The organism is Mycobacterium haemophilum DSM 44634 (genome assembly GCF_000340435.2).
Taxonomy (GTDB): domain Bacteria; phylum Actinomycetota; class Actinomycetes; order Mycobacteriales; family Mycobacteriaceae; genus Mycobacterium; species Mycobacterium haemophilum.
On sequence record NZ_CP011883.2, the window covers coordinates 2249598 to 2272111 of the forward strand.

At 64.4% G+C, this 22514-nt stretch carries 22 protein-coding genes; 8 read left to right on the forward strand and 14 right to left on the reverse strand.

Features of this window, described 5'->3' with window-relative positions:
- Positions 1-222: 222 nt before the first annotated feature.
- The 6 genes from B586_RS10555 to B586_RS10580 all read right to left on the reverse strand — a co-directional run bounded on the left by B586_RS10555 (position 223) and on the right by B586_RS10580 (position 7298).
- Positions 223-1269 (reverse strand): hemolysin family protein, encoded by a 1047-nt coding sequence (locus tag B586_RS10555; protein WP_047314177.1) that lies wholly within the window; start codon positions 1267-1269, stop codon positions 223-225.
- On the reverse strand, positions 1269-2648 hold the full coding sequence (locus B586_RS10560; protein WP_047314176.1) for a hemolysin family protein: 1380 nt from the start codon (positions 2646-2648) through the stop codon (positions 1269-1271). Before B586_RS10560 ends, B586_RS10555 begins: the two co-directional genes overlap by 1 nt.
- 218 nt (positions 2649-2866) lie before the next feature.
- The gene (locus B586_RS10565) at positions 2867-4303 is read right to left on the reverse strand and encodes a GuaB1 family IMP dehydrogenase-related protein (protein WP_054879991.1); all 1437 of its coding nucleotides are present in this window, start codon (positions 4301-4303) and stop codon (positions 2867-2869) included.
- A gap of 34 nt (positions 4304-4337) precedes the next feature.
- On the reverse strand, positions 4338-5789 hold the full coding sequence (gndA, locus tag B586_RS10570) for an NADP-dependent phosphogluconate dehydrogenase (RefSeq protein ID WP_054880970.1): 1452 nt from the start codon (positions 5787-5789) through the stop codon (positions 4338-4340).
- A 127-nt stretch (positions 5790-5916) separates the two neighbouring features.
- The gene (locus B586_RS10575) at positions 5917-6867 is read right to left on the reverse strand and encodes a M56 family metallopeptidase (protein ID WP_054879990.1); all 951 of its coding nucleotides are present in this window, start codon (positions 6865-6867) and stop codon (positions 5917-5919) included.
- Between the two features lie 14 nt (positions 6868-6881).
- On the reverse strand, positions 6882-7298 hold the full coding sequence (locus B586_RS10580) for a BlaI/MecI/CopY family transcriptional regulator (RefSeq protein ID WP_054879989.1): 417 nt from the start codon (positions 7296-7298) through the stop codon (positions 6882-6884).
- Positions 7299-7644: 346 nt separating this feature from the next.
- Here B586_RS10580 and B586_RS10585 point away from each other — a divergent pair, with 346 nt between their 5' ends.
- The gene (locus tag B586_RS10585) at positions 7645-8073 is read left to right on the forward strand and encodes a PaaI family thioesterase (RefSeq protein ID WP_047314172.1); all 429 of its coding nucleotides are present in this window, start codon (positions 7645-7647) and stop codon (positions 8071-8073) included.
- Here B586_RS10585 and B586_RS10590 read toward each other — a convergent pair.
- The 3 genes from B586_RS10590 to B586_RS10600 all read right to left on the reverse strand — a co-directional run bounded on the left by B586_RS10590 (position 8070) and on the right by B586_RS10600 (position 11280).
- Positions 8070-9470 carry an NAD(P)/FAD-dependent oxidoreductase gene (locus B586_RS10590; protein WP_047314171.1) on the reverse strand — a complete coding sequence of 467 codons (1401 nt, stop codon included), beginning with the start codon at positions 9468-9470 and terminating at the stop codon, positions 8070-8072. The two genes, B586_RS10585 and B586_RS10590, sit on opposite strands and share 4 nt — an antisense overlap.
- 162 nt (positions 9471-9632) lie before the next feature.
- Positions 9633-10550: an LLM class F420-dependent oxidoreductase gene (locus tag B586_RS10595; RefSeq protein ID WP_047314170.1), complete on the reverse strand. Its 918-nt coding sequence runs from the start codon at positions 10548-10550 to the stop codon at positions 9633-9635.
- A gap of 52 nt (positions 10551-10602) precedes the next feature.
- Positions 10603-11280, reverse strand: a complete 678-nt coding sequence (locus B586_RS10600) for an SDR family oxidoreductase (RefSeq protein WP_047314169.1) — start codon at positions 11278-11280, stop codon at positions 10603-10605.
- Between the two features lie 338 nt (positions 11281-11618).
- On the opposite strand from B586_RS10600, the gene modA reads away from it, so the two are divergent.
- Complete coding sequence (gene modA / locus B586_RS10605) at positions 11619-12416, forward strand: molybdate ABC transporter substrate-binding protein (RefSeq protein WP_054879988.1); 798 nt, start codon at positions 11619-11621, stop codon at positions 12414-12416.
- Positions 12417-12519: 103 nt separating this feature from the next.
- On the opposite strand, the gene B586_RS22755 is transcribed toward modA, so the two are convergent.
- Together B586_RS22755 and B586_RS21400 are read right to left on the reverse strand one after the other, a co-directional pair.
- Positions 12520-12768, reverse strand: coding sequence for a DUF2510 domain-containing protein (locus B586_RS22755; protein WP_082607581.1), 249 nt, complete (start codon positions 12766-12768; stop codon positions 12520-12522).
- Positions 12732-12950: a hypothetical protein gene (locus B586_RS21400; protein WP_047314166.1), complete on the reverse strand. Its 219-nt coding sequence runs from the start codon at positions 12948-12950 to the stop codon at positions 12732-12734. Before B586_RS21400 ends, B586_RS22755 begins: the two co-directional genes overlap by 37 nt.
- A gap of 44 nt (positions 12951-12994) precedes the next feature.
- Between B586_RS21400 and B586_RS10615 the strand changes: the two genes are divergently transcribed.
- The 6 genes from B586_RS10615 (at position 12995) to B586_RS10645 (ending at position 18518) form a co-directional block, all read left to right on the forward strand.
- Positions 12995-13267, forward strand: coding sequence for a hypothetical protein (locus tag B586_RS10615; protein WP_231584592.1), 273 nt, complete (start codon positions 12995-12997; stop codon positions 13265-13267).
- Positions 13268-14071: 804 nt separating this feature from the next.
- Complete coding sequence (locus tag B586_RS10625) at positions 14072-14848, forward strand: ABC transporter permease (RefSeq protein ID WP_236971399.1); 777 nt, start codon at positions 14072-14074, stop codon at positions 14846-14848.
- A 5-nt stretch (positions 14849-14853) separates the two neighbouring features.
- Positions 14854-15957 (forward strand): sulfate/molybdate ABC transporter ATP-binding protein, encoded by a 1104-nt coding sequence (locus B586_RS10630; RefSeq protein WP_054879985.1) that lies wholly within the window; start codon positions 14854-14856, stop codon positions 15955-15957.
- 94 nt (positions 15958-16051) lie between these two features.
- Entirely contained in the window at positions 16052-17014 is a 963-nt protein-coding gene (locus tag B586_RS10635) for an alanine and proline-rich secreted protein Apa (RefSeq protein WP_054879984.1), read from the forward strand.
- A 110-nt stretch (positions 17015-17124) separates the two neighbouring features.
- Positions 17125-17424: a GlsB/YeaQ/YmgE family stress response membrane protein gene (locus B586_RS10640; RefSeq protein ID WP_047314160.1), complete on the forward strand. Its 300-nt coding sequence runs from the start codon at positions 17125-17127 to the stop codon at positions 17422-17424.
- 62 nt (positions 17425-17486) lie between these two features.
- Complete coding sequence (locus B586_RS10645; protein WP_276011697.1) at positions 17487-18518, forward strand: zinc-binding alcohol dehydrogenase family protein; 1032 nt, start codon at positions 17487-17489, stop codon at positions 18516-18518.
- A gap of 17 nt (positions 18519-18535) precedes the next feature.
- Here B586_RS10645 and B586_RS10650 read toward each other — a convergent pair whose 3' ends face one another.
- The 3 genes from B586_RS10650 to B586_RS10660 are packed head-to-tail and all read right to left on the reverse strand — an operon-like array spanning position 18536 to position 22483.
- Entirely contained in the window at positions 18536-19306 is a 771-nt protein-coding gene (locus B586_RS10650; RefSeq protein ID WP_054879983.1) for a CPBP family intramembrane glutamic endopeptidase, read from the reverse strand.
- Between the two features lie 45 nt (positions 19307-19351).
- Entirely contained in the window at positions 19352-20026 is a 675-nt protein-coding gene (locus B586_RS10655; protein ID WP_082607582.1) for an MOSC domain-containing protein, read from the reverse strand.
- Positions 20027-20047: 21 nt separating this feature from the next.
- A complete protein-coding gene (locus B586_RS10660; protein WP_054880969.1) occupies positions 20048-22483 on the reverse strand; it encodes a phosphoketolase family protein in 2436 nt (811 codons plus the stop codon).
- Between the last annotated feature and the right edge of the window lie 31 nt (positions 22484-22514).

A 22514-nucleotide genomic window follows, 5' to 3' on the forward strand; every position in this document is an offset into this window, starting at 1 on the left:
TCCCCGATTTGGCTCTCACTGGCTACGCGCATCAGCCTACCGGCCAACAGCCTGACGAGCGTATTCCGCAGACCCGCAACAGCAGGTCAACAGCTTCATCGGTCGCACCGCGCCGGTTTTGCGAAACGTGCGCTGGCAACGCATCTCCCGACCAGTAGGCGTCAGCAGGCTGAGCCGCTGAAGATCATACGGGCTGCCGGCGGCTCTACTTGGTGCTTGGTTTCAGTGTGTCCCGTCACGCATGGTGCCGACCAGATCGTCCACCAGATCCTCCATCGCCACCAACGCAACCACCTCGCCACCATCGGCAGTCACCAGCGCTAGATGGCTGTTGCTGCGACGCATCCGCGACAAGGCGTCGGCCACCGGCAATGATTCGGGCACCTCGGGCAGCGGACGCACCAACGCCAGATCGATCACGGTCTGCGGCTCGTCGCCGAGTGTCAACACGTCCTTGATGTGCAGATACCCCACGAACTCACCGTCGAGACCGGCAACCGGGAATCGGGAATAGCCGGTCTGGGCTAGGGCCTGTTCGACCGCGCCAACAGTTGGGCCACAGCCGGCCGCGGCCACCGGCACCGCCCGGATATCGGCAAGTGGCCGTGCAACATCGGCGACGACCCTGGTGCGAATCTGCAGCGCTCGCGTCAGCCGCTTGTGCTCTTCGTGATCCAGCAGACCCTCCGATACCGATTCGGCGATCATCTCGGACAGCTCGGCCGTGGAAACCGTGATGTTGAGTTCGTCTTTCGGCTCCACGCCCAGCGCGCGTAGCACCGCGTTGGCGCATTTGTTGTAGAGCACGATGAACGGTCGGGCGGCACGCACGTAGATCAGGTAGGGCGGGACCAACAACATTGCGGTCCGTTCCGGACCGGCGAGGGCGATGTTCTTGGGCACCATCTCGCCGAGCAGCACATGCAGGGTCACCACCAGCGCCAACGCGATCACCAGCGACAGCGTGTGCAGTAGCGGCGGCGGCATATCGGTCAGCTGAAACGACGTCCGCAACAGATTGGCCACCGCTGCCTCGCCAATCCGGCCGAGCAGGATCGAGGCCACGGTGACACCTAGTTGAGCGCCTGCCAGCATCGACGAGAGCTGCTCGCCGGCCCGAATCACGGTGACCGCGCTCGCTCTGCCCTGCTCGGCTAACGCTTCAAGGCGGTCGCGACGGGCCGAGATCAGCGAGAATTCCGCGCCGACGAAGAACGCGTTGGCGCCGATCAGCACGATCGCCACCAGCAGCCCCAACATGTCCTGCATCAGCCCCGCCCGGGGCTGGATTTGTGATGATCACCCGGTTGACTGCCCAGCTCGGTAAGCGCAAGCAGGTCGATCCGACGACCGTCCATTCCGACCACGGTCGCTTGCCAGCGTGCCGAGGCATCCGACAAGCCATCTGTGTCCAAGGCGGTCAGTTCCACCGTTTCCCCAACTGCCGGAATGTGGCCGAGCTCCCGGAGTACTAACCCGCCAATCGTCTCGTACGGCCCCTCGGGGGCTCGATATCCGGTGGCGGCGGCCACCTCGTCGATGCGCAGCAAACCCGATACCTGCCAGCCGTTACCGGCTGCCACCACGTCTGGCGTGGCGTCGTCATGTTCGTCGCGAACGTCGCCCACGATCTCTTCGATCAAATCCTCAACGGTCACCATGCCGGCAGTGCCGCCGTACTCGTCGACAACCAGCGCGGTCTGCAGACCATCCGCGCGGATCTGCGCCATCACCGCATCGCCGTCCAGTGTTGACGGCACCACCGTGACCGGCTTTGCGACCGTGGTCAACAGCGTGCCCGCGCGATCGGCGGGTGGAACTTCAAAGACCTGCTTGACGTGCACAATGCCGACGGTCGCGTCGAGGTCACCGTCGACAATCGGGAAACGGGAGAACCCCGACTCGGCGGCAACCGCAACCAGGTCGGTGACGGTTTGGTCGGTTTGCAGCGCCACGATCTTGGATCGGGGCGTCATCAATTCCGCGGCAGTCAGGGCGCCGAACTGCAGCGACCGTCTCACCAGCGACGCCGTGGCGGCGTCCAGAGCGCCGCTGCGCGCCGAGGTCCGCACCAGTGATAGCAGCTCCTGTGGTGAGCGGGCCGACCGCAGCTCCTCGGCAGGCTCGATGCCCAGGTTGCGCACAATGCAGTTCGCCGCCCAGTTGGTCAATCGAATGGCGGGGGTGAGCAGCAGCGAGAACAGCAGCTGCACGCCGACGACGGCGCGGGCGGTGCGCAGCGGGCGCGCCACGGCGAGATACTTCGGTACCAGTTCGCCGAACACCATCGACACCGACGTGACGATCACCAGCGCCAGGAAGGCGGTGATCCAATCGGTCGCCCGGTCAGGTATCCCGATCGCGTCCAACGCCGGATGCGGCAAGTCGGTCATCATCGGCTCGGTCAGGTAACCCGTTGCCAACGTGGCGATCGAGATACCCAACTGAGCCCCCGAAAGCTGGAACGACAACTTATGGTGGGCGCGCCGAATGCAGCGATCCTCGCGGCGGGTACCGCCGCGAGCATTAGCCTCGACCGTGCTGCGGTCCAGGGCAGTCAACGAGAATTCGGCTGCGACGAACACCGCGTTGCCGAAGATGAGTAACCCGATGGCCACCAAGCTGCCCAGGGTGACGGCGACGTTCATGACGGGCTCGGTCTTCGCGACACCGCAGGAGCCGGCGACGGTGCGGGCAACCGCTCCCCCCGGAAGGCCCGCATCGCTGGGGCCTTAACGGGTGCCTGCGGCACGTCGTCCCTTTCGCTCTTCTCGCGCTTCCACGGTGGGGGCCACGCGGCTGCGCACTGCTACGCGGCCTGAAATCCAGAAGTTCACATCGTAGCGGCCTTCGCCGAGGTCAGGTGTCACCAGCCCGAGGGCAGCGGATGGCCCTCGGCAAAACCGGCCGCCGACTGCACCCCGACGACAGCCCTTTCATGCAGCTCCGCCAGGGTCGACGCGCCGACATAGGTGCAGGTGCTGCGCACGCCGGAGGTGATGTGGTCGATCAGGTCCTCGACACCGCCGCGGTCAGGATCCAGCCCCATTCGCGAGGTCGAGATGCCTTCCTCGAACAACGCCTTGCGAGCGCGATCGAATGGGCTGTCGGCGGCGGCGCGGGCGACCACCGCCCGCTTGGACGCCATGCCGTAGCTTTCCTTGTACGGCTGGTCGTCGTGGTCCCGCATAAGGTCCCCGGGCGACTCGTAAGTGCCGGCGAACCACGACCCGATCATCACGTTCGATGCCCCTGCGGCCAACGCCAGCGCCACATCACGCGGATGCCGGACCCCGCCATCAGCCCACACGTGCCCATCGAGCTGCCTTGCCGCAGAAGCGCATTCGAGCACAGCCGAGAATTGGGGTCGGCCCACACCGGTCATCATTCGAGTCGTGCACATCGCCCCCGGGCCAACCCCGACCTTGACGATGGTCGCCCCGGCGCCGAGTAGCTCGCGGGTACCTTCCGCCGACACCACGTTGCCCGCGACCAACGGCACACCCAAGGTCAGTGATGCCACGCGGCTGATCGCCTCCAGCGTCTTGACTTGGTATCCGTGCGCGGTGTCGACAACCAGCACGTCGACGCCGGCCTCGGCGAGAGACTGGGCCTTGCCGGCGACATCGCCGTTGATGCCGACGGCAGCGCCGACACGGAGCCGTCCGCGGGCATCGGTGGCCGGAGTGTAGATGCCGGTGCGGATCGCCCCGGTGCGGGTCAGTACTCCAGCCAGCGTGCCGTCGGCGTTGGTCAGCACCGCGACGTCGATCGGGGCATGCTCGAGCAGGTCGAAGACCTTGCGCGGATCGGTGCCCACCGGGGCGGTCACGAAGTCGGTCGCCGCGACATCTCGCACCCGGGTGAAGCGGTCCACACCCAGGCAGGACGATTCGCTCACCAGACCAATGGGGCGGCCCTCGGAGGCCACCACCGCAACACCGTGCGCGCGCTTATGGATCAGTGCGGTGGCGTCGGACACCGAATCGTCGGGTGTCAGCAACACCGGGGTGTCCAGAACCAGGTCACGGCTCTTGACGAACTCCACTGTCTGCTGCACCACCGCAATCGGTAGATCCTGCGGCAGGATCACCAGGCCGCCCCGGCGCGCCACCGTCTCCGCCATCCGCCGCCCGGCCACCGCCGTCATGTTGGCGACCACCACCGGAATAGTGGTGCCCGAGCCATCGTTGGTCGACAAATCGACGTCGAACCGCGACGCGACTTCCGACCGGTTCGGCACGATAAAGACGTCGTTATAGGTCAGATCGAACCCGGGCCGATGCCCGTCCAGAAACCTCATCGCTCTCGTTCCACCCTCAGTGTTTTGCGGCCAACTAGACCGGAACTTCGCTGCGGTCTTGACTCCATAGTGTGTGGAATTTGCCCGTGGCGTCGATGCGTCCGTAGGTGTGCGCGCCGAAAAAGTCGCGTTGCGCCTGGGTGAGGGCGGCCGGCAGTCGTTCGGTGCGCAGCGCGTCGTAGTACGACAACGCGGACGAGAATCCGGGATTTGGGATACCCAGCTGCGCCGCTGTGGACACCACACGTCGCCAACTGTCAATCGCCGATTCGACGGCACTGCGGAAATACGGCGCAACGATCAGGCTGGCCAGGTCGGGGTCGCCATCGAAGGCTTCTTTGATGCGGTTGAGGAACTTCGCCCGGATGATGCAGCCGCCGCGCCAGATGGTCGCCAGGTCACCCGGTGTGATGTTCCAGCCGAACTCGGCGCTACCTGCCTGGATGTGGTTGAAACCCTGCGCGTAGGCCACGATCTTGGAGGCATACAGGGCCTGGCGGACGTCTTCGGTGAATGTCTCGCTGTCGGCGGGCTTGTCGCCCAACTTGCCGGAGGCCAGCCCGATGGCGGCCTTGCGTTGCGGCACTGAACCCGACAATGCCCGCGCGAAAACCGCCTCGGCTATTCCGGTTATCGGCACGCCCAAGTCCAGAGCAGACTGGACGGTCCAGCGGCCGGTGCCTTTTTGCTCGGCTTCATCGCGGATGACGTCGACGAGGGGTTTGCCGGTCTTGGCGTCGGTCTGGCGCAGCACCTCGGCGGTGATCTCGACCAGGTAGCTGTTCAGATCGCCCTTATTCCACTCGGTGAACACGTCGGCGATCTGCAGCGCACCCATGCCCAGCCCGTCGCGCAGCAGCTGGTAGGCCTCGCCGATGAGCTGCATGTCGGAGTACTCGATGCCGTTGTGAACCATCTTGACGAAGTGCCCCGACCCGTCCGGCCCGATGTGAGTGCAGCACGGCACGCCGTCGACGTGCGCGGAGATTTCCTCCAGCAGCGGGCCCAGCGAGGTGTACGACTCGGCGGGCCCGCCCGGCATAATCGAGGGCCCATTCAGCGCGCCCTCTTCGCCGCCGGAGATCCCGGCGCCGACGAAGTGCAGGCCACGCTCGCGCATTGCTTTCTCGCGGCGGATGGTGTCGGTGAACAGCGAATTGCCGCCGTCGATGATGATGTCGCCGGGCTCCATGGCATCGGCGAGTTCGTTGATAACGGCGTCGGTGGGGGCACCGGCTTTGACCATGATCAGTACACGTCGCGGGGTCTGCAGCGCGGCAAGGAACTCGGGAATCGTCTCACTGCGCACGAACTTTCCTTCAGCCCCGTGCTCTTTGAGCAGTGCGTCGGTCTTGGTGATGGACCGATTGTGCAACGCCACGGTGTAGCCATGTCGGGCGAAATTCCGGGCGATGTTCGAACCCATCACGGCTAGCCCGGTGACGCCGATCTGCGCACTGGCCGTCTTCGATTCCGACGAACTCATGTCCTGCATCTCCTTGGGGACTCTCAGGTTGGAGAACTCAATCCTCTTGCCAGCATTTCCGACCACACTGTGGCACAGCGGACTCGCGGTAATCCAAGGTGCTTCGCTCCGCGTACGCTAGACCGGATTAGACACTGAATAACCGTTGCAGCTCGGTCAGCCACGGCACGGCTAGCGCGACAGTGGGCACCACCAACACGGCTGCCGCGGCCAAATATGCGGCCGCGGACAGCACCGCGCTGTTGCCCCGCCCCGATAGTCGGCGCACGCGCAGCACGGTGGTGGGACCGCCCGCGGCCAACGCGCCCGACGGCGCCCGGCCGGACGCGCAAGCAACCAATGCCCGGGCCAGGGGAGTGCGCCCCGCAGCACGCACCGCGACATCATCGGCCAGCAGTTCGACGAGCAGTCGCACCGCACCCAGCGCGGCGGAGCTACGGACGAGCCGCGGAAAGGCTGCATGTACCGCGGTGAATGCCTCCAGCACCAAGTCGTGGCGGGCACGCAGATGAGCTCGCTCGTGGGTGAGGATGGCCGTAACTTCTGCGTCGTTGAGCGTGGTCAGCGTCCCTTCGCTGACCACCACCCGGCTGCGCACGCCCGGTAGACAGTAGGCCAGCGGTTGCGCCACCTCCAAGACCCGAAGGTCGCGGGCGCGGGCGCACGGCTGCGCGAGGGCCACATCATGTCCGACCCCGACCAGGTCGACCACCATGCGGTGGTGGGCCCGCCGTCGCCGAGTGGCGATGGCCACTCGCACTATCGCAACGATGAGCCGCACCCCGACTAGCACTGTCAGCGCGAAGGCGGCGACGTATGCCGCCCACAGTGGCCAACCGAGCCGACCGGCGGCGCCGACAATGCTGGCAGTGGGCCGCCCGTCAGGGCCGGGCATAAGCACCCGACTGGCGATCGCGATGCCGGCGCTGAACGCCGAAAGCACCGCGGCCAGCGCAATAGCCTGCCACAACACCATCGCGGCGCGCGGGGCGCGCAACGGCCACGTCGAACGTGCTACTAGGGCCGGTGTGGGGCCAACCAGCAGCACCGCGAGGATGGTGAAGGCCAGCGCGGACACGCTGCTAGTCTCCCTCAGTCCTCCGCTAGAGCGCCAGCAGATGACGCAGTGCGTGGATTCGCTTCCAGTTCTGCAAGTGCGCGTCGCAGTGCGTCCGCCTCGTCGGCCCCGACCCGCTCGACGAAATGCACCAGCGCGGCTTGCCTGCCGCCGGAGTCTTCGGCCTGGGCCAGCGCGTCGACCATTAAGCCAGCCACCAGTTCGTCACGGCCATGCACAGGCGCGTACCGGTGGGCCCGGTCGTCGCGGATCTGCGAGACCAGGTTCTTCTTGGCCAACCGCTGCAGCACGGTCATCACGGTCGTGTAGGCGAGGTCGCGTCGCGCCGACAACGCTTCGTGGACCTGACGAACTGTTTGGGGTTCCTGCGTGGACCATAAATGATCCATCACGGCGCGTTCTAGATCCCCCAGTCGCGTCAGCTTGGCCATAGTTCGTTCATCTCCTGAGCGTTGAAACCAAGGGTACTCCGGATTACTACCGATCGTCGTATCCAAAGTTGACGTCCGGCCGTGCCCGGCCGCCGCCGAGCCGGCGGCCGACCGACGTGAGCTGCTAGATCAGCTGCCTCGGACTTTGTGTGACCCTGCTAACAGCAGTCGCTATGGAGATCCATCGCCACGGACCCGCATCCAACCCTTGCGATGTTAGGGCAGCCTTGCCTATCCTTGGTCTGGTCGAGCAGGAACGACCGCGCCGGTGTCCTGAGGGCTGCAGCGACCCCCGTGGCGCCCTGACGAGCATCGGCGGATCCAGCGATGGTGTAGACACGAGAACGTGCAACCGCAAGACACGGTCAATACCCCGAAAAGCCCGAGCACTACCGCACCGTTTGACAGCGAGTTGGGGCTGCAGTTCACCGAACTTAGCCCCGATGGCGCCCGCGCCCAGCTCGAGGTGAAGCCCAAGCTATTGCAGCCGATGGGCCTCGTGCACGGCGGTGTCTACTGCTCGATCATCGAAAGCATGGCCAGCATGGCCGCCTACACCTGGCTCAATAGTCGCGGCAGCGGCGGAAATGTCGTGGGCGTCAACAACAACACCGATTTCCTTCGCTCCATCAGCTCTGGGATGGTGTACGGCACCGCCGCACCGATCCACCGCGGCCGGCGTCAGCAGCTATGGCTAGTCACGCTCACCGACGACACCGAACGCGAGGTGGCCCGGGGTCAGGTGCGGTTGCAGAATCTGGCCAGCGACAGCTAGCTCGCCTGCACGGCAGCCTTGTCAGCCACCGCTGCACCCTGCGCTTCGGCGGCCAGCTCCGCGAGCTGTTCGAGCCGTGTTCGCGCGAAGGCTTGCTGGTCGGTAATGGTCAGCTGGCCCCGCCGAGTGCTCAAAAAGGTCACCGTCCACGACAGCAACGTGGTGATCTTGGTCTTGAAGCCGATCAGGTACACCAGGTGCAGCACCAACCACATCAGCCAGGCAATAAAGCCGCTGAACTCCAGCGGACCGATCTTGGCTACCGCGGAAAACCGCGACACCGTGGCCATGGAGCCCTTGTCGAAGTACTGGAACGGCTCACGCTCTGCGGGGTCGGCACCGCCGAGTTCGGCCTTGATGTTGTTTGCTACGTACTTGGCGCCCTGGATAGCACCCTGCGCGACCCCCGGCACGCCGTCGACGGCGGCCAAGTCACCAACCACAAACACGTTCGGATACCCGGGGATGGACAGATCGGGCAGCACTTTTACCCGACCGGCCCGGTCGAGTTCGACCAAGGACTGTTCGGCAAGGTCTCTGCCCAGCCGGCTTGCCGAGACCCCCGCGGACCACACCTTGCAGGCCGATTCGATGCGCCGGACCGTGCCGTCGGAGTCTTTGACCGTGATGCCATTGCGGTCCACATCTGTGACCATCGCACCCAACTGGATCTCCACGCCCATCTTCTGCAACCGCGCGGCCGCGCGACGGCCCAGCTTTTCGCCCATCGGCGGCAACACCGCAGGGGCAGCGTCGAGCAGGACTACCCGCGCCTTGGTCGAGTCGATGTGACGGAATGCGCCTTTCAACGTGTGGTCGGCCAATTCGGCAATTTGTCCGGCCATCTCGACACCGGTGGGGCCGGCTCCGACCACGGTGAATGTCAGCAGCTTCTCGCGCCGTTCCGGATCGTTTGACCGCTCGGCCTGCTCGAAGGCGCCTAAAATCCGCCCACGCAGTTCCAGCGCGTCATCGATCGACTTCATACCGGGTGCGAATTCAGCGAATTGGTCATTCCCGAAGTACGACTGGCCAGCGCCCGCGGCGACGATCAGGCTGTCATAGGGCGTTTCATAGGTATGACCGAGTAGCTCCGACACGACGCACTGGTTAGCCAGGTCTATGTGGGTGACGTTGCCGAGCAGCACTTGGACGTTGCGCTGCTTGCGCAAGACGACCCGGGTCGGCGGCGCGATTTCCCCTTCGGAGATGATTCCGGTGGCCACCTGGTACAGCAATGGCTGGAACAGGTGATGGGTGGTGCGGGCGATCAACTTGATGTCAACATTGGCCCGCTTAAGTTTCTTCGCCGCGTTCAGACCACCAAACCCTGACCCGATGATGACGACTTGATGCCGACGGTCCTGAGCAGCTGTGGCTGCTGGCTGGGCACTCATGTTCCGCTGCTCCTGACGGGGCTCCGTGATGGCGACTGCAGTTAGCCACCACGGTAGTCAAGCCGCCCCCCAGAATCCCAGGTGAGAGCGTGTGCAATTAGCCACACCCGCGGAGTAGCAGCCGATCGTGACGGCTTCACGCCCGCGCCGACGGGGCCCCCGCTACCGGCCGACCAGCGGACGCAGCGCCTCGCCAGCTTCGTTGATGGCACCTGGTGTGTAGATGGGCATGTTGATAATGAGGCTGTCGATTCCCGCGTTGAGCACTTTGGCCTGGATCTGGTCGGCGATAGACTCAGCGCTTCCGACTACCATGTGCTGAGTCATTTCGGCGGGGATCTGGTCGGCTTTCATGTTTTCATCAATAACGGCCGTGATCAGCGTGCTGGTTTCCAACGTCGCCGGATCGCGGCCGATCTCCTCGCACCGCCGCCGCACCACTTGCACCTTGCCTGGTAGCTCGTCGAACCCGGCGATCACGTTGAGGTGGTCGAAGTGTCGTGCGGCGAGCGGGATCGTCTTCTTCTCACCGCTGCCGCCGATCATCAGCGGAATGTGGTCGCGGAGGCGGGGATTGGCCAGCGCCTCGTTGGTGTGGTACCAGTCACCCGAGAAGCTGGGGCGCTCGCCCTTGATCATCGGCAGGATGATCTGTAACGCCTCGTCGAGCCGGTTGAACCTATCGGTGAAGGTGCCGAACTCGAAACCGAGTTGATCATGCTCAAGCTCGAACCAGCCGGTGCCGATGCCTAAAATCGCCCGGCCCTGGCTGATCACATCGAGCGTGGTGATGATCTTGGCCAGCAGGGTTGGATTGCGGTAGGTGTTACCGGTTACCAAGGTGCCCAGCTGCACACGTTCGGTAGCGGTAGCCAGCGCGCCGAGGGCGGTATAGGCCTCGAGCATGGGCTGGTCGGGTGAGCCCAACATGGGTAGTTGGTAGAAGTGGTCCATGACGAAAACCGAGTCGAATCCAGCCGACTCGGCCTCGCGGGCCTGGGCGATGACCGTCGGAAAAAGCTTCTCTACCCCGGTGCCGTAGGAGAAGTTGGGGATCTGCAGACCAAGCCGAATAGCCACAGTGTCTACGGTAGCGACGGGCTCACCGCTTCAACTAGGGCCCCAGAGCTTTTCAGCCAAAATGAGCTAGCGCGCCCTGGCTGACGTGCAGAGTCTGGCCGGTGATATGGCGAGATGCCGGGGTGTTAAGGAACAACGCCAACCGGGTGATTTCCGCTGCGACGGGCGGCGGAGTGCGTGAAAGACCTTCATATCCGGCTTGGACGCTACGCCCGCAGGCGATGGCATTGACCGTGATGCCGCGAGTACCGAAAACGGCCGCCTGACCTGCCACCCAATTCGACAGTGCGGCTTTGATGGCGGCGTCGACGCTGCCCGCTGGCGGGTTTTCCGCCAGCACACCGATGATCGAGCCGCCGGAACGCAGATGATCACCAACGGACTGCACCGTCAGCACCGCCGAAAGCACCGTCGCGTCCAGTGCAGTGCGCCAGGCATTGGCGGTATCGGATAGCGAGAAGGTGCGTGGATCACCGGCGTCAAAACCCGGCGCCGGCACGTGGACGATGGTGTCGAGGTGATGGGGGAACAATCCGCGGGCTTCGCTGAGGCTGACTGGGTCGGTGGTGTCGCAGACAATCGCGTCCACATCTAGCTCTTTAGCAACGACCTCGAGGTCGTTACGGCGCGCACCCACCAGAGTCACCTTGTGACCGTCGTCGCGAAAACCCTCGGCGATTGTGCGCCCCAGATCGGTGTCGCCCCCAGTGACCAGCACCTCCACTGCCATGACCTCCTCGTGTTCACCGTTAAACGCAGACCCTGGCAGTTCACCAGCACTTATGCTTTGCGCTCGGCGCGGCGAACGTGGCGCCTATAGTGACCGCCATCGGACCGTTGCCTGGGATCTCCGCGTGTTATGGCGTCGATCTCGCCTAGATGTTACTGGACAGTAGCTACTGGGCGAAATTCCGAATCGCCGCGAGCCGCACACGAGTTGGATAACGATTCAGCCGCTTCGCTCCCTCGCCGCTACACGGCGCGCATCGTCAGCGGGCTAAAGTCTAATGCCCGCTTCCTCCTCACGCCGCTACACGGCGCGCATCGTCAGCGGGCTAAAGTTCACCCATGCGTCGCATCGGGGTGCTCGCCGGTTTGATATCGACGACGCTGGTGGGCGGCCTGCTGGCTGGAACAGCGGCGTGTAGTTCGAACTCGCATTCGTCGTCATTGTCGCAGCCATCCCAAACCTCCGGATCGCTGGTGGTGTTCGCCGCGGCCTCGCTCAAGTCTGCGTTTACTCAGATCAGCAGCCAGTTCAAAGCGGACAACCCGGGCGTCAGCGTCGACGTCGAGTTCGCGGGTTCCTCGGAGCTTGCGACCCAGTTGACCCAAGGTGCGAACGCCGACGTTTTCGCATCGGCGGATATCGCGCAGATGGACACTGTCGCCAAGGCCGGATTACTGGCTAGCACACCGACAAGCTTCGCCTCGAACACGCTGGTCATCGTGACCGCGGTGGGCAATCCGAAGATGATCGGATCCTTCGCCGACCTCGCCAAGCCGGGGGTCAACGTGGTGGTGTGCCAGCGTCCGGTGCCATGCGGGTCAGCGACCCAACGCATCGAAGACGCCACCAGGGTGCACATCAACCCGGTCAGTGAAGAACTCAACGTGACCGATGTCCTTAACAAGGTCACCACCGGCCAGGCCGACGCCGCGCTGGTCTATGTCACCGACGCGCGCAGCGCCGCGGGCAAGGTGACCACCATCAACTTTCCTGAGGCCGCCGGGGCGGTGAATGTCTACCCCATTGCGGTGCTCAAGAAGGCGTCCGTACCGACGCTGGCCCAGAAGTTCCAAACGATGGTTACGGGTGAAGCAGGTCAGCAGATTTTGGCCCAGTCGGGCTTCGTCAAGCCCTGACGAGCACATCGTGCACCGGCCCAGGTGCTCGACGGAGAGCTGTTGTTGTTGTCGTGGGAGCCGCAGCTTTTACCGATGACGTACAGGACGAGGATCGCCCCGGCTACCGCCAGGACCGTCTTTCCAGAGTTGCTCTTCTTCGGTGGGCTTGGTGGCGGGCGAATTGGCTGATCCAGGTGGTGCCGTCGAAATATCGTTGGGCCCCGGTACCTGATGGGTCGAGGTACCAGCCAGGCGCTGGTTTAGGTGGGGGCGGTTCAGCAGACGACATGGTTCCCACCTTCGTCTTCAACGACGACACAACCAGCGGTAAGGCTAGGCTACCCGCGCGGCGATGGCTGCTAGTAGCCATTTGAGTGATCTGGCGTTCAGCTTCCAGAGGTTGCCGGGGCTGTATTCGTCTGGGTGCGTGATTTCGCTGGCGGTAGAGGTTCTGCGGGAGGGTGGCATGGTTTCATTTTCGATGTTGATGACGGTGGTGGTCCGCTCGCAGGCGACGGGTTTGGTTGCATGATTTTCCGTATGCAGGCCCATCTACCCACTTGCCCATTTACCCATTCAAGCGGATGCTAATGGGCGTGACCGCCGACCCGTCATTCGAGCCAGTCACCGAGGTGACGGCCGATAACCGTGCCCGAATCACCCTTGGGCGACTCGGCGTGCGCGGCGCTGATCGTTTCCTTGTTTCACGTCGCCCCACCGGGGAGCTACTGCTCACCCCTATGGCGTCCATCCCTCAGCGCGAACTTCTGGTATGGGAGAACAAGCAGGTACGCGAGTCGCTGCTGCGCGGGCTGGCTGATGTCGCTCACGGACGCATCTCAGCGCGTGACGACCTACTCGATTCGTGAGTGCACCGCCGTTCGAGCTTCGCTACACCGATGAAGCGCAGGGCGTTATAGACGCCCTGGATGGCAAAATGTACGCGGATAAACGTAAGAAGGTTGTCAAGGCTCTCCGGCTTCTCCGCGACATCGGGCCGGCTCACCCTGGATTGCACTCCCATAAATATCAGTCACTGCAGGGCCCAAACCGGGAGGACGTGTGGGAGTCCTACGTCGAGAACCATACTCCGTCGGCATGGCGTATCTGGTGGGTATATGGCCCTAACACAGATATGCTCACCATCGTGACTATCGGACCGCATCCCTGAGTACTCCAGAAGCCCCGAACCACTGATGTGCGCCGGATGACCAGCCGACGCCAACGGGGTCCGTCGTTTGAGGTGCTGCCCCTACTTTCGGCTCGTCGAGATGGTCGCCCACGACTTTGACAAGCTTTCTCATGTCGAGTTCCGTCCCGGTAACGGCGAGTTCGGCGACACCGACCGGAATCTTGGCGGTACGCCTCAACGGCGGCTTGCAGCTCGGCGAGGTCTTCTCGTGCTCGGCCCAACTTGGCGAACATACTGTCCATCCGCGTCGTCGTATGGGTGCCGCTCAGAGTTGCCCTCATAGGGCCACACCAATTTGTAGCTGAGAATCAGCAAACTTTATACTTCAACTGCATATATGCTACTACTGTGGCATATTTTTCGTTTGCTGGTGTGTTATTCTGTCTGGGTAAACATGCGCCGTGCTACGTTTCTCCCGCAAGCCGTTCAACTGCGGCTATGTCCCGATAGGGGTATACGTATTAGCGCGCGGCCCACCGATCTGCCCCGCTGGGTGTATGTCCCCGCCGCGGCGGGGACCGTCTTCGTGGCCTTGCCCCTGTTGGCGATCGCGATCAAGGTGGACTGGCCGAATTTCTGGTCATTGATCACCAGCGCCTCCTCGACGACGGCACTGTTGCTGAGCCTGAAGACCGCCGCCGCGAGCACTCTGCTGTGTGTGCTGCTCGGGGTACCCATGGCGCTGGTACTGGCCCGCTGCACGACACGGCTGGTGCGGTTACTGCGGCCGCTGATCCTGCTGCCGCTGGTGTTGCCACCCGTGGTTGGTGGCATCGCGTTGCTCTATGCGTTCGGCCGACTCGGATTGATCGGGCGGTATCTGGACGCCGCCGGCATCAGCATCGCGTTCAGCACGACCGCGGTGGTGATGGCGCAGGCCTTCGTCTCGTTGCCGTTTCTGGTGATCTCCCTCGAAGGCGCCGCCCGCATCGCGGGAGCCGACTACGAAGTGGTGGCGGCGACGCTCGGGGCGCGGCCCGGCATCGTCTGGTGGCGGATCACGCTGCCGCTGCTGCTGCCCGGGATGGTGTCGGGGGCGGTACTGGCATTCGCCCGTTCGCTGGGGGAGTTCGGCGCGACACTGACGTTTGCTGGCTCCCGGCAAGGAGTCACCCGCACGCTGCCGCTGGAGATCTACCTCCAGCGGGTCACCGACGCGGACGCGGCTGTGGCACTGTCGATCCTGCTCGTGGTGGTGGCAGCGCTGGTGGTGCTGGTCTTGGGTGCTCGCGGAATGACCGGGGCCGATACGAGGTAGCCACCGTGAGCGAGTTACAGCTTCGCGCGGTCGTGACAGACCGCCATCTGAATGTCGAGTTCTCGGTAGCTCCGGGCGAGGTGCTCGCCGTACTCGGACCCAACGGCGCGGGCAAGTCCACCGTCCTTCACGTCATCGCCGGCCTGGTTCGCCCCGACGAGGGTCTGGTGCGTTTGGGGGACCGCGTGTTGACCGACACTGCGGCTGGGGTGAACGTGGCAACCCACGATCGTCGGGTCGGGTTGCTCTTGCAGGACCCGTTGTTGTTCCCGCATATGACTATCGCGGCCAACGTGGCCTTCGGACCGCGCAGCCGGCACCGGGCCCGTGCCCGCGATAAGGCGCTGGGTTGGCTGCGCCAGGTGGACGCTGAGCAGTTTGCCGACCGCAAACCACGGCAGCTGTCGGGCGGTCAAGCGCAGCGGGTCGCGATCGCACGCGCGTTGGCGGCCCAACCGGAGGTGCTGCTCCTCGACGAGCCGCTGACCGGGCTTGATGTGGCCGCCGCCGCTGCTATCCGCGCGGTGCTGCGCAGCCTGGTCACCCGGAGCGGCTGCGCCGCCATCCTGATAACCCACCAGCTGCTGGATGTGTTCACCGTGGCCGATCGAGTGCTAGTACTTGAGTCCGGCAGGATTTCCGAGGTCGGCAAGGTCTCCGATGTGCTTGGTGCGCCGCGCAGTCACTTCGGCGCCCGGATTGCCGGTGTCAACCTGGTCAACGGGACCATCAGCACCGACGGTTCCCTGCTAACCCGATCCGGCGCGGGCTGGCACGGGACGCCGGCCCAAGACCTCGGCAATGAGCTCGCCACCGGGCAAGACGCAATCGCCGTGTTCGCGCCCACCGCGGTCGCCGTCTATCGCGACCCGCCGCATGGCAGCCCACGCAACACCGTCGAACTGACCGTGGCGGAACTCGATGCCCGGGGAGCCGCCGTCCTAGTACGCGGCCCGGAACAACCTGATGGCGCTCCTGGCCTGGCCGCGGAAATCACCGTCGACGCCGCCACGGAGCTACGGCTGATGCCCGGAGATCGCGTCTGGTTCAGCATCAAAGCTCATGAAGTGGCGCTGTACCCGGCGCTGCAGCGACACCCCCAATCGTGAACCGGCACGTCTCGAACCGGTAAACCGGAAAAACCCCACCACATCTCAGCAAGCCGTCCTTGCGCCACCGCCGTAACACGGTAGGTTCGTCGCCATGACTCAGGTGGACCTGAACTCGACACGTCGCAAAGGATTGTGGGCGACGCTGGCGATTGCCGCAGCGGCCAGCGCCAGTGTCGTCACGCTTGCGTTGCCCGCTGCCGCCAACGCCGATCCCGAGCCCGCACCCCCGCCGCCACCGACGGCTGCCGCGGCACCCGCGCCTGCACCGGAGACCATCACGCCCCCTCCAGGCACCCCCACCTCGCCTGAAGCCCAACTGGGCGATCCCAATGCGGCGCCGCCGCCGGTCGATCCGAACGCGCCACCCCCACCTGCAGTCGACCCCAACGCTGGCCGACTCACCAACGCCGTCGGTGGATTTAGCTTCGTCCTTCCCGCCGGCTGGGTCGAGTCAGACGCCTCGCACCTCGACTACGGCTCGGCGCTGCTCAGCAAAACCATCGGACAGCCGGCCATGGCTGGTCAGCCGCCGCCGGTTGCTAACGACACCCGTATCGTGCTCGGCCGGCTGGACCAAAAGCTCTACGCGAGTGCCGAAGCCGACAACGTTAAGGCCGCAGTCCGACTCGGCTCGGATATGGGTGAGTTCTACCTGCCATACCCCGGTACGCGGATCAACCAAGAAACCATTCCGCTTAACGCCAATGGGATAACTGGAAGCGCGTCCTACTACGAGGTCAAATTCAGCGACCCAAACAAGCCAATTGGCCAAATCTGGACGGGTGTAGTCGGCGCGCCTGCGGCGACCACTCCTGACGCGGGGCCCCCACAACGGTGGTTTGTGGTGTGGCTCGGGACCTCGAATGCCCCGGTGGACAAAGGTGCAGCCAAAGCGCTGGCCGAGTCGATCCGGCCGGGGACAGCCCCGATCCCGGCGCCTCCACCGGCGCCGGGAGAACCTGCGCCTGCCCCCGCTCCGGCACCCGTCCAGGCGCCTGCCGGACAAGTCAGTCCGCCGTCCACTGCGCTGCCACTGCAGACCGTGCCCGCCTGACCGTCGCGCACGGAGCAAACAGCCGTCGCCAATAGGCATTCATCGGGGTATACCGAAATCACGGCCCCGCATCTGGGCTGGGCTATGCCATCGAGTGCAAGGAGATCCGCATGGACGTCATGGCAGCTACCGAATACCTCGCCCGCTCAACGACGCTGACCAGCGTCGGCTGGATCGGTTACATCATCATCGGCGGTATCGCGGGCTGGATCGCCAGCAAAATCGTCAAAGGCGGCGGGTCGGGCATCTTGATGAACATCGTGATCGGTGTCGTGGGCGCGTTGATCGGCGGTTTTCTACTGAGCTTCTTCGTCAACACCGCCGCCGGCGGTTGGTGGTTCACTTTGTTCACCGCGATCCTGGGCTCGGTGATCCTGCTCTGGGCTGTCGGCAGGGTGCGAAAGACCTGATTGGTCTCACCTGGCCGTGATGATGTCGACCGATCGCTGACGGATCGCGGCATGATGGCGTGATGGCCCCGAAAGCGACCACGATGATGCGCGCGTGGCGGGTGCGTCGGCCCGGCCCGATGCACACCGGCCCGCTTGAGCAAGTTACCACCGAGGTGCCGCGTCCCGAACCGTCCGAGCTGCTGGTCGCGGTACACGCGTGTGGGGTATGTCGTACCGACCTGCACGTCGCCGAGGGCGACCTCCCCGTGCACCGCGAGCAGGTGACCCCCGGCCACGAGGTGGTGGGGGAGGTCCTTGAGCTGGGCTCGGAGGTGGATACGGCCGCCGGGTTTGATGTGGGCGACCGGGTAGGCATCGCCTGGCTGCGCCACACCTGCGGGGTGTGCAAGTACTGCCGTCGCGGCACCGAGAATCTGTGTCCGAAGTCCCGCTACACCGGCTGGGACGCCGACGGCGGATACGCCGAATTCGCCACTGTCCCTGCGGCTTTCGCGCATCACCTACCGAGCGGCTATAGCGACTGCGAGCTCGCGCCGTTGTTGTGCGCCGGCATCATCGGGTACCGGTCGTTGCTGCGCGCCGAGCTACCGCCGGGCGGCCAGTTAGGGATCTACGGCTTTGGCGGCAGCGCTCACATCACGGCACAGGTTGCTGTGGCGCAAGGCGCGGAGGTGCATGTTATGACCCGCGGAGCCCGGGCGCAGGAGCTGGCGTTAGAACTCGGCGCCGCGTCGGCGCAAGACGCCGCCGATCCGCCGCCGGTACCGCTGGATGCCGCGATCCTGTTCGCGCCGGTCGGTGAACTAGTGCTGCCCGCATGCGAGGCGCTGGACCGCGGCGGCACCCTGGCGATCGCAGGGATTCATCTTTCCGATATCCCGCAGCTGAACTACCAGCGACACTTGTTTCAGGAGCGCCAGATCCGGTCGGTGACATCGAACACCCGGGCTGATGCGCGTGCGTTCCTCGACTTCGCGGCCCAGCATCACATCGCAGTTACCACACCGGAATACCCGCTCGGGCAAGCCGATCAGGCGCTGACCGACCTCAGCGCCGGCCGCATCGCAGGCGCCGCTGTGTTGCTGGTGTAACCGCAGTGAGGTCGACTTCAGGTGGATAGATGCCAGACCAGCGCAGCCGCTAGCGCACCCAATCCGTTCAGCGACCAGTGCAGCGCTATCGGCGCCAGCAGGCTGCCGCTACGTCGGCGCAGCCAGCTGAAGACGAACCCCGCGACGCCGGTGGCCAGCACCGCCAGCGTTACCCCGGCGAGCATTCCGACGATCCCGCCGCCGAGTAGCCGAGTGAAGCCGATATTGCTGCTCGTCAACCCCAACGACGTCGCGACATGCCAAAGACCAAATAGCAGCGAGCCCGCGACCGCAACGCCACGGAACCCCCAGGCCCGATTCAGCGCGCCGTGCAGCACACCGCGAAAGGCCAGCTCCTCGGGGATCACGGTTTGCAGTGGAATGATGACCACCGAGGCGATTAGCGCGCCGGAGATCCCAGAGATCCGAGCGTAGTGATTGTTCATGAACATCGGCCGAGTCATCGGGAGCAGGACACCGACGGAAATCACTAACGCCACCACGATCACGGCGGCCAGCGCATAACCCAGGCCGGACTTCCAGTGTTCCCGGGCAAGACCCAATTCAGCCCAGCCCAAACCATTGCAGCGCACCAAGGTCACCAGCCCGACCGCGGCGATCGGGACGGTAGCGATGCTTGCCCATGCTGTGGTGAAGTGCGCGATCAGGTTCGTCAGCACCAGCAGCACGACGACGACGGCGACGTCGACCTGGATCCGGAACTGGTGCAGCGCGGACAGTTGCGACACCAGTGGGTGGGTGTCAACGGCAACCGTCGCGTCAAGCATTCGGCAAGTTTACCTGCGGGCCGCCGGTGCCCAGGTCCTTTGACGCTAACGCCCGGTTGATGTAACCCTGCGGCGGGCGTGGTCCTCGAGGTCGGTGGCAAGCCCGTCCGCCACCAGCAGCCGAGGAAGCAGCTCCGGTTCAGTCGTAACGGCGCGAAAGACGAGTTCGACGGTTACGTCGTGATTGGGGCGGTAATCGATCGTGATCATGTCGCCGACGCGCACTGTTGCGGGCGATATCACTCGCAAGTAGGCACCAGGTTTCCTCGCCTGGGTGAAGGTCTTGATCCACTGACTCACATTCAGGAATGCCTGAAACGTGCGACACGGTATCCGCGGCGCTGAGACCTCCAGCACCAAGCCGTCGGTACCGATGCGCCAACGCTCCCCGATCCGCGCATTAGTCACATCGACGCCCGTAGTGGTCAGATTCTCGCCGAACATTCCCGGGGTGAGTTTCCGCCCGAGTGGAATTTCCCACGCGTCGAGGTCTTCGCGCGCATACGCGTAGACGGCTTGGTCGTCACCGCCGTGGACTTTCTGGTTGCCGATGGTGTCACCGACCAGTCCGCTGCCGAGACCACCATGCATAGGTCCGGGCGCACGCACCATGACCGCCTCGGCTGTCGGCACTTTGTCGATGCCCGTCAACGTCGACTGGGCGCGGGGGTCCGGATTCGTTTGGACACGAGCCAGGTTGACCGACAAAACATTCGCCACCCGGCCCAGAGTAGCGCCAGCTCAGGGCCCGACGCGATTCGAAAAAGTGGTAGCGCACTCCCAGGTCCAGTTGACGATCCGCGGGTCGTCCTCGCCGTGCTCGCGGGTATAGCGTCGTGCGGCCAGCCGGGCGTCGACCATCCGCTGGCGAAGCAGCGCGGCCCGACTGGCCAGCCCGTCCACCCGGTCGATGACGTCGATGACCAAATGAAAGCGGTCCAAATCATTGAGCATCACCATGTCGAACGGCGTCGTCGTAGTGCCGCGCTCCTTGAACCCGCGCACGTGGATGTGATGGTGATTGGTGCGCCGGTAGGCAAGCCGGTGGATCAGCCACGGATAACCGTGGTAGGCGAAGATGATCGGCTTGTCACGGGTGAACAACGCGTCGAATTCCTTGTCCGGCAGGCCATGCGGATGCTCGGAGTCCGGCTGCAGCCGCATCAGGTCGACGACGTTGACCACTCGCACCTGCAGGTCCGGCAGCTCGCGTCGCAAAATGTCAGCGGCCGCCAGCGTCTCCAGCGTCGGGATGTCCCCAGCGCAGGCCAGCACCACGTCGGGCTCCCCGTCACAAGCTCCAGCGGTGCTCGCCCATTCCCAGATCCCCAGCCCCCGGGTGCAGTGCAGGATCGCCTCCGGCATCGAGAGGTAGGCAAGCGCGGGCTGCTTGCCGGCGACGATGACATTGACATAGTCGCGGCTGCGCAGGCAGTGGTCTGCCACCGACAGCAACGTGTTGGCGTCCGGCGGCAAGTAGACCCGGACCACTTCGGCACGCTTGTTGGCGACCAGGTCGATGAAGCCCGGGTCCTGATGCGATGCACCGTTGTGGTCCTGGCGCCACACATGGGAGCTCAGCAGGTAGTTCAGCGACGCGATCGGCTGCCGCCAGGACAGTTCGCGACTGGTGGACAGCCATTTGGCGTGCTGGTTGAACATCGAGTCAACAATGTGCACGAACGCCTCGTAGCAGTTGAACAGCCCGTGTCGACCGGTCAGCAGGTAGCCCTCCAACCACCCTTGGCACAGATGCTCGGATAACACCTCCATCACGCGGCCGTCGGGGGCGAGGTTCTCGTCCTGCGGCTCGGTCGGCGAGAGCCAGACCGTATCTGTCGCCTCAAAAACGGCGCCGAGCCGATTGGAGGTGGTCTCGTCGGGACCCATGAGACGAAACCGGTCGGGATTGCGGGCGATCACATCCCGCAGCCAGGCTCCCAACACGCGGGTGGCCTCATGCGTTGTCGCGGCGGGTTGTGGGACTTCTACCGCGTAGCCGCGGAAGTCCGGGAGGTCCAGGTCACGCAGCAATAGTCCGCCGTTGGCGTGCGGATTAGCGCTCATCCGCCGGTCCCCGGTGGGCGCCAGCGCCCGCAGCTCTGGGCGCAATGCACCGTGGTCGTCGAACAATTCCGCTGGCCGGTAACTGCGCAACCACTCTTCAAGCTGCGCGCGATGCGCGGGATTGTTGTGCGTCTCGGCGAGCGGGACCTGGTGTGATCGCCAGGTGCCCTCCACTGGCTTGTCGTCAACCATCTTGGGCCCGGTCCACCCCTTGGGGGTGCGCAGCACGATCATCGGCCACACCGGCCGGCCCGTTTTCTCACCACGGCGTGCGGCCCGCTGAATTGCCTCAATAGCGTCAAAGGCATCATCGAGAGCGGCAGCTAACTTTCGGTGTACTTCCGCCGGCTCGTCTGCGGCCACGGTGATCGGCCGGTACCCGTAGCCCCGCAACAATGATTCGAGCTCGGAGTGCGGAATGCGGGCCAATACAGTCGGGTTGGCGATCTTGTATCCGTTGAGGTGCAAGATCGGCAGCACCACCCCGTCGATGGCCGGGTTGAGGAATTTGTTCGAGTGCCAGCTGGCGGCCATCGGTCCTGTCTCGGCTTCGCCGTCACCGATCACGCAGGCGACCACCAGATCGGGGTTATCGAAAGCCGCGCCATAGGCATGCACCAGCGCGTAACCGAGTTCGCCGCCTTCGTGAATGGACCCCGGAGTCTCGGCAGCCACATGACTGGGGATGCCGCCGGGGAACGAGAACTGACGGCATAGCCTCCGCAGTCCTTCGGCGTTTTCTGTGATGCCGGAGTAAACCTCGCTGTAGGTGCCTTCCAGATAGGCGTTGGCGACCAGTCCCGGGCCGCCGTGACCGGGGCCAGTGACATAGATGACGTTGGCGTCGCGGCTGCGGATTATCCGGTTCAAGTGCGCATAGATGAGATTGAGGCCTGGCGTGGTGCCCCAGTGTCCCAGCAGCCGGGATTTGACGTGCTGGGCCGACAGCGGTTCGGTCAGCAGCGGGTTGTCCAGCAGGTAGATCTGCCCGACTGACAGGTAATTGGCGGCACGCCAATACGCGTCGATGAGGGCCAGCTCGTCGTCAGAAAGGACTTCAGAAAGGACCGGAGTCTCGGTTGTTGCGGAGATCGCGCTTTCTGTGCTCATCATGCCCATTGTCCGCGCCGACGATGAACAC